The 14,850-nt window shown below is 36.7% G+C and carries 16 protein-coding genes; 2 read left to right on the top strand and 14 right to left on the bottom strand.

Annotated elements, in window-relative coordinates:
* Nucleotides 1–64: 64 nt before the first annotated feature.
* Nucleotides 65–1,393, bottom strand: coding sequence for a dihydroorotase (locus NPY00_RS03625; RefSeq protein ID WP_269020710.1), 1,329 nt, complete (start codon nucleotides 1,391–1,393; stop codon nucleotides 65–67).
* A 63-nt stretch (nucleotides 1,394–1,456) separates the two neighbouring features.
* Here NPY00_RS03625 and ygfZ point away from each other — a divergent pair, with 63 nt between their 5' ends.
* Nucleotides 1,457–2,338 carry a CAF17-like 4Fe-4S cluster assembly/insertion protein YgfZ gene (gene ygfZ / locus NPY00_RS03620; RefSeq protein WP_269020709.1) on the top strand — a complete coding sequence of 294 codons (882 nt, stop codon included), beginning with the start codon at nucleotides 1,457–1,459 and terminating at the stop codon, nucleotides 2,336–2,338.
* Nucleotides 2,339–2,911: 573 nt separating this feature from the next.
* Here ygfZ and panB read toward each other — a convergent pair.
* The 11 genes from panB to rpoZ all read right to left on the bottom strand — a co-directional run bounded on the left by panB (nucleotide 2,912) and on the right by rpoZ (nucleotide 12,292).
* The gene (gene panB / locus NPY00_RS03615; RefSeq protein ID WP_269020708.1) at nucleotides 2,912–3,727 is read right to left on the bottom strand and encodes a 3-methyl-2-oxobutanoate hydroxymethyltransferase; all 816 of its coding nucleotides are present in this window, start codon (nucleotides 3,725–3,727) and stop codon (nucleotides 2,912–2,914) included.
* A gap of 13 nt (nucleotides 3,728–3,740) precedes the next feature.
* Nucleotides 3,741–4,586, bottom strand: coding sequence for a pantoate--beta-alanine ligase (gene panC / locus NPY00_RS03610; RefSeq protein ID WP_269020707.1), 846 nt, complete (start codon nucleotides 4,584–4,586; stop codon nucleotides 3,741–3,743).
* 26 nt (nucleotides 4,587–4,612) lie between these two features.
* On the bottom strand, nucleotides 4,613–5,359 hold the full coding sequence (gene recO / locus NPY00_RS03605) for a DNA repair protein RecO (RefSeq protein WP_269020706.1): 747 nt from the start codon (nucleotides 5,357–5,359) through the stop codon (nucleotides 4,613–4,615).
* A 5-nt stretch (nucleotides 5,360–5,364) separates the two neighbouring features.
* On the bottom strand, nucleotides 5,365–6,267 hold the full coding sequence (era, locus tag NPY00_RS03600) for a GTPase Era (RefSeq protein WP_269020705.1): 903 nt from the start codon (nucleotides 6,265–6,267) through the stop codon (nucleotides 5,365–5,367).
* Nucleotides 6,260–6,970 carry a ribonuclease III gene (gene rnc / locus NPY00_RS03595; RefSeq protein WP_269020704.1) on the bottom strand — a complete coding sequence of 237 codons (711 nt, stop codon included), beginning with the start codon at nucleotides 6,968–6,970 and terminating at the stop codon, nucleotides 6,260–6,262. The genes era and rnc overlap by 8 nt, the downstream gene beginning before the upstream one ends.
* A gap of 7 nt (nucleotides 6,971–6,977) precedes the next feature.
* A complete protein-coding gene (lepB, locus tag NPY00_RS03590; protein WP_269020703.1) occupies nucleotides 6,978–7,760 on the bottom strand; it encodes a signal peptidase I in 783 nt (260 codons plus the stop codon).
* 82 nt (nucleotides 7,761–7,842) lie between these two features.
* Nucleotides 7,843–8,244 (bottom strand): holo-ACP synthase, encoded by a 402-nt coding sequence (acpS, locus tag NPY00_RS03585; RefSeq protein ID WP_269020702.1) that lies wholly within the window; start codon nucleotides 8,242–8,244, stop codon nucleotides 7,843–7,845.
* Nucleotides 8,241–8,843 carry a DUF2062 domain-containing protein gene (locus tag NPY00_RS03580; RefSeq protein ID WP_269020701.1) on the bottom strand — a complete coding sequence of 201 codons (603 nt, stop codon included), beginning with the start codon at nucleotides 8,841–8,843 and terminating at the stop codon, nucleotides 8,241–8,243. The genes acpS and NPY00_RS03580 overlap by 4 nt, the downstream gene beginning before the upstream one ends.
* Nucleotides 8,844–8,947: 104 nt before the next feature.
* The gene (gene pyrE / locus NPY00_RS03575; protein WP_269020700.1) at nucleotides 8,948–9,526 is read right to left on the bottom strand and encodes an orotate phosphoribosyltransferase; all 579 of its coding nucleotides are present in this window, start codon (nucleotides 9,524–9,526) and stop codon (nucleotides 8,948–8,950) included.
* A gap of 13 nt (nucleotides 9,527–9,539) precedes the next feature.
* Nucleotides 9,540–11,771, bottom strand: a complete 2,232-nt coding sequence (locus tag NPY00_RS03570; protein WP_269020699.1) for a RelA/SpoT family protein — start codon at nucleotides 11,769–11,771, stop codon at nucleotides 9,540–9,542.
* Between the two features lie 122 nt (nucleotides 11,772–11,893).
* A complete protein-coding gene (gene rpoZ / locus NPY00_RS03565; RefSeq protein WP_269020698.1) occupies nucleotides 11,894–12,292 on the bottom strand; it encodes a DNA-directed RNA polymerase subunit omega in 399 nt (132 codons plus the stop codon).
* A gap of 431 nt (nucleotides 12,293–12,723) precedes the next feature.
* Between rpoZ and NPY00_RS03560 the strand changes: the two genes are divergently transcribed.
* On the top strand, nucleotides 12,724–13,392 hold the full coding sequence (locus tag NPY00_RS03560) for a uracil-DNA glycosylase (protein WP_269020787.1): 669 nt from the start codon (nucleotides 12,724–12,726) through the stop codon (nucleotides 13,390–13,392).
* A 42-nt stretch (nucleotides 13,393–13,434) separates the two neighbouring features.
* Here the strand turns inward: NPY00_RS03560 and smpB are convergent, their stop codons facing one another.
* Nucleotides 13,435–13,911, bottom strand: a complete 477-nt coding sequence (gene smpB, locus NPY00_RS03555) for an SsrA-binding protein SmpB (RefSeq protein ID WP_269020697.1) — start codon at nucleotides 13,909–13,911, stop codon at nucleotides 13,435–13,437.
* An 18-nt stretch (nucleotides 13,912–13,929) separates the two neighbouring features.
* Nucleotides 13,930–14,814 carry a 4-hydroxy-tetrahydrodipicolinate synthase gene (gene dapA, locus NPY00_RS03550; protein WP_269020696.1) on the bottom strand — a complete coding sequence of 295 codons (885 nt, stop codon included), beginning with the start codon at nucleotides 14,812–14,814 and terminating at the stop codon, nucleotides 13,930–13,932.
* Nucleotides 14,815–14,850: the final 36 nt, after the last annotated feature.

The following is a 14,850-nucleotide window of genomic DNA, read 5'->3' as shown; positions in this document are numbered from 1 at the left end:
AAACATGAACACTTTTGATACTCACAATATCTCCCTCTCAATGAAACTCTTTTTGTAAACCCCACTACGCCAATACTTCTGTAAATTGAATAGGTTCACCTTGCGAAGGTGTTACGATTTCACCTTCCCACATCACCCGCATACCCCGAATAATTGTTCCAACTGGCCATCCTTTAACCTTTTTACCATCATAAGGTGTCCAACCAGCGCGTGAACCAACTTGTGCGTTCGTTATAATTTCTTCCCGTTTTAGATCAACAATGGTCAAATCCGCATCATATCCAACTGCAATCCGTCCCTTGCGACTTATCCCAAAAACGCGATGAGGACCGTGTGAAGTAAGATCAACAAAACGCTCAAGAGAGAGACGCCCCGCATTTACATGGGACAACATAATCGCCACTGTTGTTTGAACACCTGTCATTCCTGAAGGTGATGAAGGATAGAGTTTATGCTTTTCTTCAAGCGTATGAGGAGCATGATCAGAACCTAAAACATCAATAATACCTTGTTGCAGACCATACCAAAGAGCTTCTCTATGACGACTTTCACGAATAGGAGGATTCATCTGTATCAATGTGCCAAGTCGTTGATAATCATCAGCTGTCAAAGTTAAATGATGAGGTGTTACCTCAATCGTTGCCACATCTTTATGCTTCTTCAAAAAATCAATTTCTTCTGCGGTCGAAAGATGTAACACATGGATACGTGCTCTCGTTTCATACGCTATTTTAACTAAACGCTGTGTAGACTTTAATGCCGCGATCTCATCACGCCAAACTGGATGTGATGATGCATCTCCTTCGATACGAAATATTTTACGTTCGTTCAATCTTTCTTCATCTTCAGAATGAAAAGCTGTTCGACGGCGTGTATTCTGCAAAATGCAACGCACACTTTCATCATCATCAACTAAAAGATTCCCCGTAGAAGATCCCATAAAAACTTTAACTCCAGCCGCCCCAGGAAGTCTTTCTAATTCCCCCAAATCATGTGCATTTTCTCGTGTTCCTCCAACCCAGAATGCAAAATCACAATGCATTCTATGAAATCCACGATTTACTTTATCCGTTAAAGCTTCCTCGGATATCGTCAGCGGATTCGTATTAGGCATTTCAAACACTGCCGTGACACCTCCCAAAACCGCAGAACGAGAACCACTTTCTAAATCTTCTTTATGCTCATTACCAGGCTCTCGAAAATGAACCTGGCTATCAATGATACCAGGCAAAATATGAAGACCTGTACAATCAATGACTTCACCAGAAGATGCACGTGTAAGATCACCAATTTCCGCAATACGCCCATCTATGACACCAATATCACGTTGACTCATTCCATCATGATTAACAAGTGTTGCGCCTTTTAAAATTGTATCAAATGTTTTAAACATAGCCACGCTCCTTACATGTTATATATTATCGATTATGTAACTCTGAGCAGGAAGACAAGTACCATGATCAAAAAACACAATGCTATTAACCTAAAAAATCGTAAAATTATTAAAATTATAGGTGAAGAAGCAACACATTTTCTACAAGCTTTAATTACAACAAATGTAGAAAAAATTGGCCTGCAAGAGCTTTTTCCTGGTGCACTTTTATCACCACAAGGAAAAGTTATCGCTGATTTTTTGATTTGTAAAATTGATCACGGATATATGATTGATATTGCTGAATATTTAGCTGATACCTTTCAAAAACGGCTGAACCTTTATAAATTACATAAAAAAATAGAAATTACACAACCATTACATGAAACTATTACAGTTTTTTGGGACAATGAAGAGGATACATCTGATTTTGATTTAAAGTTTGTTGATAAACGATTCCCACAAACAAAACACGTCACTCGCATTTATGGGAAAATACCTTTTTCTGTTCCTGAATACAATGATAATTGGGAGCGTATGCGTATTCGTTTTGCCATTGCAGAAAGTGGTCAAGATTATGAAATAGGTAAAGTATTTCCTCATGATATTAATTACGATCAAATTAATGGACTTGTCTTCAATAAAGGATGCTATATTGGTCAAGAAGTAATCTCACGAATGCATCACAGAAGTACAGCACGTCGCCGCTTTTTAATTGTTAAAGGAAAAGATAACTTAACTTCTACATCCACTATTCAAGCAGACACTAAAATCCTTGGTCAATTGAGCACATGTGTAGAAAATGAAGCTTTAGCTTTATTGCGTATTGATCATGTAAAAGATGCTATGAACAAAAATATTCCATTTACTGTAGGAAATATCCCTGTCACAATCACTATTGCTGAAAATATGAACTTCACTTTTCCTGAAAAGGACGTAGAAATTAACTGTCATGATCAAAACTAAATTATCTCAAAACGGAGGCTGAACGCGCTTGGTAAAGAACGCTTCTTGACTAACAATTATATTTACTGAATTCTTCTCTCTTTGATATTAAAATTTGAGATATTTCTCACACCTCATACTAAAATGAACAAATACAAGAAGAATACACTTACCCTCTGGTACAACACGCAATTTTTGTAAAACAAATATTTTAAAAGACTTTTTTTACACTCTCACAGCAATAAATATCTTTTAACATTTCTTCATGACACGACTCAACATGTTATAAGTGATATAATCTTATCCTTTAAACTATTACACAAAAACAATATATTCGTCGCAAACATACACAATAAACTAATCGTATCATTGCTTTTTTATGCAGCAACCATCCTTGCAAATTCTCGGACAGAAAAAACTCTACGCTATTTTGCTTATTCCAACAATATTTGACTCAGTGGATTTAATTTACAGCCATACTTTACACAACAAAAGAACTTATCTTTCATATCCCTTAAAAACAAAAAATATTTTAAAATTTTCTCATAATTAACCTTAAAAAAATCATTCTTCTTATTGTTTTTAAATGAAATTTTATTTGAATTTATAAATTTCTGAATCATCTGGAAAAGCACGTGATTTAACATCATTTGCATAATTCTTAATCGCCGTTTCCATTGCCTGCTCCAAAACACCATAACGACGCACAAATTTAGGTACCCAAGTACCATAGCCTAACATATCTTCCATCACTAATATCTGTCCATCACATTGATTAGATGCACCAATTCCAATAGTAGGAATAGAAAGACTTTCCGTAAGTTTCACTGCTAAAGGCTCTACTACTCCTTCTACAACAACAGCAAAAGCTCCCGCCTCTTCAACCGCTGCAGCATCAGCTTCAATTGATTGCCAATCACTTTTATTACATCCTTGAGTTTTAAAACCTCCAAAATGATTCACCGCCTGTGGTGTTAAACCAATATGCCCCATAACAGGGATACCGCGTTTACATAAAAATTCAATTGTTTTTGCCATGTAAACACCACCTTCAAGTTTAACAGCACCACACCCCGTTTCCGCAACAATTCGCGATGCATTAGAAAAAGCTTGTTCTGGGCTTTCTTCATAAGAACCAAAAGGCATATCAATAACAACAAGAGCTCGTTTAGATCCACGAACAACCGCCTGTCCATGCAAGATCATCATATCAACATTAACGGGCAGCGTAGTCTCAAAACCATGAACAACCATACCAACACTATCACCTACCAAAAGAAAATCACAATATGGATCAGCAATTCGCGCATTATAAGCTTGATAAGCAGTTAAAGAAACAATCGGTTCTTGTTTCTTTTTTAATCGTATTTCAGAAGCAGTAATCCGTTTTATGGTTTTATATAAATCCATTTTTCTAACTTTCCTATTGTAATATATATTGATCAATCAATCTAATTTTACCAAAGCGGACTGTTAATAATAAAACCGCAGGTTTATCAAGCGTTCCCCTGATTACGCTTAAAGTTTCCATATCTCGTAAATCTATCGATTCAATGGTAGCACGCGATTCTTGCTGCAAAATATCACGTACAATCTTACATAGTTTATCGACAGATCGTTCACCCTGATGATAAAGCTCTTCAATAGCCTTACCACTTTTAGGAATAATGCTTGCAGCTTTTCTATCTTCTAATGTTAAAAGTTGATTCCGTGAAGAGCTGGCCACACCATCCGCATCCCGTAAAATTGGCACACCGACAATTTCAATAGGAAAAGCTAAATCTTCAACCATACGACGAATAATCAAAATTTGTTGAAAATCCTTTTCTCCAAAAAAAGCTTTATCAGGTTGAACAATGTTAAATAATTTAGCAACAACACTCGTTATACCGCAAAAATGCCCCGGACGTATTTTGCCCATTAAAATCTGTGATAATTGTTCTACGTTGACAATTGTATCATTTCCTGGGGGCCACATTGTTTCCTCAGAAGGTGCAAAAACATATTCCACACCCTCATTTTTCAATAAAATACAGTCTCCCGCGAGATCTCTTGGATACATATCAAAATCTTCCTGAGACTCGAATTGCTTCGGATTAACAAAAATAGAAACGAATACGCGATCGCACATTTCTTTTGCTTTTTGTACCAATGCAAGATGACCTTTATGCAATGCTCCCATTGTTGGCACAAAGCCAATTGATAATCCTAAACGTCGCTCTTCTGCAACAGATTGACGAACTTCCGCTATTGTTTTTAAAATTTGCATATTTATCTTCTACCCATTTTACTCAATTAGCCAATTAAAGCTTTTCTATGAAATCGTCGTTCAAATAATTGTATTAAATTAGTACGAACTGATGGTTGTTTTATTCCACGTGTTTCCCAAATATGACGGGTTAAAAAAAAATTTGTTAAGATCAACCCATCTCTAATATCATTAAAATCAACAGGACGATGCTTTCTTTGTGCAAGAAACTGAGGTAAAAGCAGCAGTTTATCTTTCCAAGGTTGACCCGCTTCCTCGCATACAGCACGCCCTGACTTCGGCGATACATAATAGAGGTTATCTTGACGTCCTGTCGCAACACAGCAAGACAAATCAAGACCAAAACCAAGCTCTTCAAGAAGACGCATCTCAAAACGTACAAGCAATTCAGCATTTAAAAATGGTTCATCAAAATTCTGCATGAACAGATATAAAATGTCATACAAAACAGGATGAGGATCTCGTTCAGGAAGAAGTCTTAAATAAAAAGTTATTAATTGCAAAGTATAAAGCGCTTCTGGAAAAAGCATTAATCGCGAAGCATGAAAATAAAGTGCTTCAAGCCTAAATAAACCTAAGTGCTCATCTAAACGAGCCCACCATTCAGCTTCAACAAAATTCCCAGGCTGGAGAAGAGCTGCCATACGACGAGAACGCCCCCCTTTTACCACCCCCATATAACGGCCACGCTGATGCGTCATAATTTCAAGAATAACGCTTGTTTCACCATGTGAACGCGTACCAAGGATGATAGCTTGCTCTTTCCATTTCATTTTATTTAAACAAAATCCAATCCCATTTCACGATAACGCTCTGGATCAGAAGTCCACTTATTACGAACTTTCACAAATAGAAAAAGATGAACTTTCTGTTGCATAATCTCCATTAATTCTTTACGCGCAGCCTGACCAATCGCCTTAATTGTACTTCCTTTTGCTCCTAAGACAATTTTTCTTTGATTTTCTCTTTCTACATAAATAACTTGACTAATTTTAACCGAACCATCTGGACGCTCTTCCCAATTTTCTATTTCAACTGTTGAAGAATAAGGAAGCTCTTCATGAAGACGAAGAAAAAGCTTTTCGCGTGTAATTTCAGCAGCAAGATGGCGCATGGGCGTATCTGAAATCTGATCTTCTGGATAATACCAAGGTCCTTCTTGCATGATTGTACTCAAATAATGAAGCAAGTTCTCACAACCTGAACCCGTTAAAGCTGAAATCATAAATGTCTGCGAAAACTTTACACGCTCATTAATTTTAGCGGTTAACGTTAAAAGAGATGATTTAGCAACTGCATCAATTTTATTTAAAACAAGAATTTTATCTTGTTTGATCGTGTTCAAAATATCCAACATCTCACTTACTTCATTCGAAAGACCATTTTGAGCATCAACCAAAACTAAAAGAACATCGGCATCTCTCGCACCACTCCAAGCCGTGGAGACCATAGCTTTTTCTAATCTCTTATGAGGATTAAATATCCCCGGTGTATCAATTAATACGATTTGCGTATCATCATAGATAACAATACCACGCACTAAAGTGCGCGTTGTTTGTACTTTATGCGTTACAATGGAAACTTTTGTTCCAACTAACTGATTAATCAATGTCGACTTACCAGCATTAGGAACACCAATGAGCGCAACAAACCCAGAACGTTTTTTTGTAACGTCATTCACAATCATTTCCCTTCACTGTTTCCCATATACCTTCACGTCGCAAAATCTTTTCAGCTGCCATTCTTTCAGCTTGCCGCTTAGAACTCCCTTGCCCTATCTCAGGTTCAAAACCAGAAACACTTGCTTCTACCATAAAAACGGGATCATGATCTGGACCACAACGATTTACAACTCGATATTGTGGCTGCACATTCCCTTGTGTGTGAGCCCATTCTTGTAATTCTGTTTTAGCATCACGCCGTCCAGCATTCATTTGCAATGCACGATCTTTCCAATATCTTTGAATAAAAGGGCGAACGCTTTCTAAACCACCATCGAGATAAATCACAGCTATTAGAGATTCAATGACATCCGCGTATATATTAACTAACCGGCGCCCTCCTAAATTTTTCATTTCAAAACCAACATGAACCATATCGGGCAACCCCATTTCCTGTGCAATATCAGCACATGTTTTGGCATTGACCAAACCATTTAAACGTACCGATAACTCACCTTCACTAGCTTGCGGGAAAAATTGATATAACATCTCTGCAATTAAAAATCCAAGAATTCGATCACCTAGAAATTCCAAGCGTTCATAATTGCCTTGTTCTGAATCTTGGACGCTAGAATGCGTTAACGCTCGCTTTAATCGATCTTCATCTTTAAAATTATACCCCGTCAGCTTTTCAAGCCGACTAACAATCGAAGATCTAACCATTTATCCTCTATTTATCCACTGGAAAATAATGAATAGTATCAACAAATGAAAATAAACGTGTCCAGCGTATATCAAATGGCCAACGCCAGAATTGCCAAGCACTTGAACCATTACTGATAGAGAAAAAAATCAAATTTGCCCGACCAACAAGATTCTCCTCTGGAACATAACCTACATTCAAACGACTATCATCTGAATTATCCCGATTATCACCCATCATAAAATAATATCCTTCAGGAACTTCAAAAACCTTTGTTTCATCAACACGCGGAAGAAACTCCAAATCAAGCGTATTATAGCTTACACCATTAGAAAGTGTCTCGCGATAAACATCAACAGGATAGTTAACTTCTGTTACATCCGGATTATCAATCTTTCCCATTAAACGACGTGAAACAGCTTCATCATTGATATAAAGAACACTTTGACGCATCTGGATACGATCCCCTGGTAATCCTACAACACGTTTGATATAATCAATGTCTGGATTACTTGGTAAACGAAAAACAACAACATCTCCACGCTTTGGCTGAGATGCCCAAATACGACCAGAAAAAAGAGGAGGAGAAAAAGGCATAGAAAAACGGGAATACCCATACGCATATTTAGCAACAAAAAGATAATCTCCCACTAATAAAGTAGGCCGCATCGAACCAGAAGGAATACTAAAAGGTTGAAAAAAAAGTGTGCGGACGATTGCAGCTAAAAATAAGGCCTGAAACAAAACAGAAAAGAGCTCAAAGATTCCACCTTGTTTTTGTTTCTTTTGTATTTTTTCTTCTTCATTCATCTCATACTGCCTTCTCATTATAGATAGAACTGATTTTTCTATCATAATGTTGAAATAATAAAAGCACAATCTTTAACACTATCTACTCATGCGGGAGCGCCTCTATAATAACAAATGCTTGTGCCCAAGGAAAATCATCTGTTATACTTAGATGGATAATCGCATCATGATTTGGAGGCAATAACTTCTGCAACTGGACTTGTGCACCATTTGTTAATTGCATAACTGGTTTGCCGGATGGTAAATTGACCACTCCCATATTTTTCCAGCTTACACCACGGGAAATTCCTGTTCCTAAAGCTTTAGCACATGCCTCTTTTGCAGCGAACCTCTTTGCATAAGAATAAGATCTTTTTTGACGGTTCTCAGATTTGCGTTGCTCTACATCTGTAAAAACACGCTGGATAAAGCGATTTCCATAACGAACCAACATTCTTTCAATTCGTCTTATATCGATCATATCGTTTCCAAGACCAACGATCATAAAACATCACCTGAATTTTCTCTCGCAAATGTATTTTTTTTTATCATTCTTTGATGTTGCTTTTGTTGAAACCGAACTATAGCTCTGTAAACACCTATATAAGACAAGATTCCTAAGATAAACCCCAAAAGAGCACCACCTATAATCATCGGCAGCATAATCAAACTCCACATGTTTTCAAAAATCAACCATATTTTTGAAACTGTCAAACCATCAAACATCGTACGAACTTGAGAAAGGGAGATCTCATTTACATCACCAAAAAATGATAAGAAGAGAGAACCTATCTTATAATCAACCATAATAATGAACAAAAATGTCAATGGATTAGAAAAAATAGTTCCAATAATTGCTGCAGCAAAATTACCACGAAAAATCCAAGACAAAAATACTGCTAAAATAATATGAAATCCAAAAAATGGCGAGCAAGCTAAAAAAATACCCACAGAAAATCCTAGTGCCACCTTATGAGGCGTTGCAGATATCCGTAGAATACGCTTCCGTATATAAAAAAATAAACGGTAAAATAACCGACGCAGCCAAAGCCAAAATCGGGAATGTTCTCCAAAACCTATTAGGTGTTTATGACGAAAAAACATATAACTCTCATATATACTCTGTACAAACAAAATACTTTTTCTTATTCGAAATTTAAATTAATCTTACCCAGCTGTTACATAAAAACAAAGCAACATAAAGACAATTAAATATTCCGACTTCCTGGTTTAATTGCTGGAATTTCCGCAAGTTCAGGCGGAATTTCATCACTAGCATAAGATGCAACTTCATATTCGGCGAGAGAAATCAAGGGAACACCAACATTAACTTTACCACCAGAACGATCAAGAATACAAACACTCGCGACCACATCTGCTCCCGCCGCATTTAATGCTTCAACTGTTTCACGAATAGAAAGACCTGTTGTTACAATATCTTCAACAATTACAACCCGTGCACCTTTTTTTATATCAAAACGACGTAATTGAAATACACCATTCACACGCTCTACCCAAATAGAAGGCACACCAAGATGGCGTGAAGTTTCATAAGCAGGAATAAGACCACCAATCGCAGGTCCCACAATATAATCAATTTTTTCCTTAACACATTTCTTAATTTTTTGAGCTAAACTATAACAAAGCTTTTCTGTCAAATCAGCATGCATAAATACTTTTGCTTTCTGCATATAAATCGCGCTATGACGACCTGATGTTAAAATAAAATGCCCCTCTAAAATAGCATCTGCTTTCTTAAAAATATCAATGACATCTTGTGTATTCATAATGAAATCTCTTTTATCCATAAACTCGATGTACCGCACTAACCGAATCTGCTTCTTTTAACTGAGACAAGATACGATTTAAATGCTTTAAATCCCAAACTTCTAAATCAATCACAATTTCTGTAAAATCTGGTGCCATATGAATAAAAGATAAATTTTGAATATTGGCATCATTTGCAAAAATAATCTGAGTAATCTCAGCTAAAGATCCAGGGTTATTAACAGCCACAACACTAACACGTGCAGGAAAACGCTCATGTTTTTCAGCATCAATATCCCAACGAACATCGATCCATCGCTCTGGCTGATCATCGTAAGCCATCAAAGCTGAAGATTGTATTGGATAAATAACAATACCTGAACCTGGCTGCATAATACCAACAATCCGATCTCCAGGAACAGCTCCTTCAGGAGAAAATCGTACAGGAATATCTCCATTTGTTCCTCGAATAGGCAATGCTTTTTTATATTGAGATTTCTTTTCTAATGTTGAATTATTTTCGCTCTCGGGAACTTTAAAAATCATACCTTGAGCATTTTCAATATTAAACCAACCTTCTTCTCCAGGTTTTAAAGAAGGCTTTTTTACAACACGATGATCTTGATATTCTGGATAAACCGCTTTAACGACATCAATACAGGCCAATTCACCACGCCCCACAGCTGCCAACACATCTTCCACATCTTTACGTGCTAAACGCGGTAAAACCTTTTTAAGAGAATCTTCGGAAAATTGTTTTCCCATATACTCAAAAAACCGTTCCAGAATACGATAACCTAAACCCGAATACTGCTTACGAACCGCTGCACGCGTAGCTCGACGAATGGCAGAACGTGCTTTTCCAGTTACAACGAGAGATTCCCACGCCGCTGGTGGTGCCTTAGTTTTTGACCGAATAATATCAACTTCATCACCATTTTTTAACTTAGTCATTAAAGGCATAATTCGGCCATTGATCTTTACGCCTACACAAGAATTCCCAATATCAGTATGAACTGCATAAGCAAAATCAATCGGCGTCGCACCTTTCGGAAATGCCATCAATCGCCCTTTTGGTGTAAAACAAAAAACTTGATCTTGAAAAAGCTCAAGTTTTGTATGTTCTAAAAACTCTTCTGGATTATCTCCATCCGATAAAGACTGAATCGTTTGACGTAACCACGCATAAGCATTGGTTTCATTTGATAGTCTTGATGTCGAATAACCTGAACCATGATCTTTATAAAAAGAGTGCGCAGCCACACCATATTCAGCAATTTCATGCATTGCGCCAGTTCTAATCTGCAATTCAACGCGTTGCCTTGAAGGTCCCACAATTGTTGTATGAATTGAACGATAATCGTTTTGTTTTGGAATAGAAATATAGTCTTTAAAACGACCGGGAACCATTGGCCAAGTCGTATGAATAACACCAAGAGCCCGATAACAATCATCTACCGTTTTAACAATCACACGAAATCCAAAAATATCAGATAATTGTTCAAAAGATAATGCTTTGCTTTCCATTTTACGAAAAACTGAATATGGTTTTTTTTGACGACTTTTAACATCAGCGTTAATTCCATACTCAAAAAAAAGTTTTGTTAATTCATGCTCAATTGTGGAAAGTAAATCACGATTTCGTTTTGACAATTCAGCAAGTCTATGAGAAATTATGCGATAACCTTCTGTATTTAAATAAAAAAAAGCACGATCTTCTAATTCTTCTCGCATATCCTGCATGCCCATACGACCAGCAAGCGGAGCATAAATATCCATTGTTTCTTCAGCAATTCGTCGACGCTTATCATCACGCATCACATCAAGAGTACGCATGTTATGAAGACGATCCGCAAGCTTTACTAAAAGAACACGAATATCATCTGAAATAGCAATAAGAAGCTTGCGAAGATTTTCTGCTTGTTCTGCTTTTTTCGATACAAGATCAAGTTTATTAAGTTTTGTAAGTCCTTCAACTAACTTACCAATTTCAGACCCAAAAATCTTATCAATTTCTGCGCGCGTAGCACTTGTATCTTCAATTGTATCATGCAAAAGAGCAACGGCAATCGTTGCTTCATCTAACCGCATATCTGTTAAAATAGAAGCAACTTCCAGAGGATGCGAAAAATAAGGATCACCTGAAGCACGTTTTTGATGGCTGTGCTTTTGCATTGCATAAGTATAAGCTTTATTTAACAAAACATCATTCACGTCAGGCTTGTAACGCCGAACACGCTCAACAAGCTCGCATTGACGCATCATACAACGCACATCCTTGAAAGTTTCATAACCCAACTATCATCGAGTATTCAATCACAAAAAGTCAATAAAAATAATAACACAAAATAAAATTACTTTAAAATTTACAAAATAAATCCGATAAATTAGTAATCATCGTTTTTTTCTGGCACTACTAAACCTTCAATACCAGCCAGAAGATCCTCTTCCGACATATAATCAAATGAGCTTTTTTCTTCTTCTGAAGAAGCACCCGCAACATTGTCTGACTCACCTGAATAGGCGATAAACTCTGTTGCAACTTCTGGTTCATCTACCTCTACATGCTTTTGTAGCGAATGGATAAGGTCTTCCTTTAAATCAGCTGGTGATAAAGTTTCCTCTGCGATTTCTCGCAAAGCAACAACTGGATTTTTATCATTATCACGATTAACAGTAATCTGTGCACCTTGTGAAATTTGGCGTGCTCTATGCCCAGCCAAGAGTACTAATTCAAAACGATTATCAACTTTATCAATACAATCTTCTACTGTTACGCGAGCCATTGATGCTTCTCTCTTAAAAGCTAAATTAATGATTAAGATCTGCTAATATACAATAACGACAGAAAAATACAAGAAAAACAAAACAAATTTGAGTATTTTTTGCTCAAGGAACTTATTCTGTAAAAAAAAATTTAGAAATCTGAATATAGCTAAAAGGTACAATTAACTAAAACCAACAACAAATGCCACTTTTAACAAAATAAATTAAATGATATTTATTTCTTCAAATAACGCTGTTCATTTACGCAGATTAAGTTTTATAAGTCATTTAAATCACATCAATTCTACAGACAATTAGAAACCTTTGAGAATAACAAAAAAATAGCTTTTTTCACATTTTCTGTTCACAAAATAAATCATAAAAATATTTTTCTCTTAACAATACATATTGAAAATGATTTTTTATAAAAAATAATTGATATCCTATGATAATGAATAATAAACTAACCTTTTCTTATCCAGAACCATCACAAAATTGTAATTTATGTCCTCGTCTACACAGCTTTATTGCAGATTGGCGAATAAAAGAACCTCATTGGCACAATGCACCTGTAAAACCATTCTTTCCTTATAAAGGTGTAACAACAACGCGCCTTCTTATCGTGGGGCTTGCTCCGGGCTTACGTGGTGCAAATCGAACTGGACGTCCATTCACTGGTGACTATGCTGGTCAATTACTTTATTCCACTTTAAAAAAATTTGGGTTTGCTCAAGGAACTTTTGAAGCAAGACCAGACGATAATCTTGAACTCATTGATACAGCCATTGTCAATTCAGTGCGTTGTGTTCCACCAGAGAATAAACCTACAGGAGCTGAAATCAACACTTGCCGATATTTTTTCTCACCTCTCTTAGCTAATCTTCCTCAGCTTAAAGCTGTTATTACTCTTGGGACCATTGCTCACCAATCAACCGTCCGTGCTTTAAACGCTAAAGTTTCAGAATATCCTTTTAGTCATGGAGCGATAAACAACATTGGTCGACTCCGCATTTTCTCAAGTTATCACTGCTCCCGCTATAATACAAACACAGGCCGCTTAACGGATAACATGTTCCATCAAGTCTTTCATGACGTAAAAACATATTTAGATCAATGCTGAGAACTCTATTTAACAATAAACGAGAAACACTAATACAGTTTATCATCTGTATTTTCTCAACAGTCTCGCTTTCTCACGCCCCCAATCACGTTTTTTCTCCGTTTCACGCTTATCGTGAAGCTTTTTCCCACGCGCCAAAGCAATTTCTAATTTCACACGCCCTCGTTCATTAAAATACAGTTTAAGCGGAACGATAGTCATTCCTTCACGAGAAATTGCATTAAAAAAACGTGCCATTTCACGTTTGGTTATTAAGAGTTTACGTAAACGACGAGGCTCATGATTAAAACGATTAGCCTGCGTATATTCAGGAATATGAGCATTAATTAACCACAACTCACCATTTTCAAAACTTGCATAACTCTCAGCAATATTGGCATGATTAGAACGCAAAGATTTAACTTCTGTCCCATGCAAAACAAGACCAACCTCAAGGCTATCAAGAATTTCAAAATTAAAGCGAGCTTTGCGATTATCCGCAATGATTTTTCGTACTGGTGTATTCTTTTTTTTGTTCATGGCTATTTTAATACCATTTTATTTTGTCAAAAGTCCTGCATGCTGCAAAGCTAAATCAATAATTCTTTTTGTTGTATCCTCTAATGGAACAATCGGCAACCGAACCACATCACGACAAAGCCCCAGTTTTGAAGCAGCATATTTAATACCTGCTGGATTTGGTTCAACAAATACTCCACGATTTAAAGGCATCAAACGATCATTTAACTCTAATGCTGTTTTATAATCACCACGACGGCAAGCAGTATACAGCTCCACACAAAGCTTCGGTGCGACATTTGATGAAACAGAAATACACCCCACACCTCCATGTGCATTAAAACCTAATGCTGTACTATCATCACCAGAGAGTTGCACAAAATCTTTACCACATTTTTCTCGCTGTTCACTAACCCGTTCAATTTTGCTCGTAGCATCTTTGACACCAATAATATTTTTAAAATCTTGATAAAGATCTCTCATTGTTTCCACAGTCATATCAATAACAGAACGACCAGGAATATTATAAATGACTATTGGAATAGAAATAGCTTTTGCAACAGCAGCATAATGATTATATAAACCGCGTTGGTTAGGTTTGTTATAATAGGGCGTCACAACCAAAACTGCATCAGCACCTGCCTTTTCTGCATGTTGAGCGAGTTCTACAGCTTCATCTGTACTATTTGATCCTGCTCCGGCAACAACAGGAACACGTTTCGCAACTTGATTAACACATAATTCTATAATGCGCTTATGTTCTTCATGCGTTAAAGTCGCCGATTCACCTGTTGTTCCAACAGGACTTACACCGTTAATGCCTTGAGCAATTTGCCATTCCACTAAACTGCAAAATGCTTTTTCATCAATAGCACCATTATCATCAAACGGTGTAATAAGTGCAGTCAGCGCTCCCTCAAGCATGATAAACTCCTTATATTGCTTAGGCTTATTTAATAA

Origin of the sequence: Bartonella sp. F02 (assembly GCF_026929975.1) — a bacterium.
GTDB lineage: Bacteria > Pseudomonadota > Alphaproteobacteria > Rhizobiales > Rhizobiaceae > Bartonella.
This window is presented reverse-complemented; position numbering and strand designations above follow the sequence as displayed.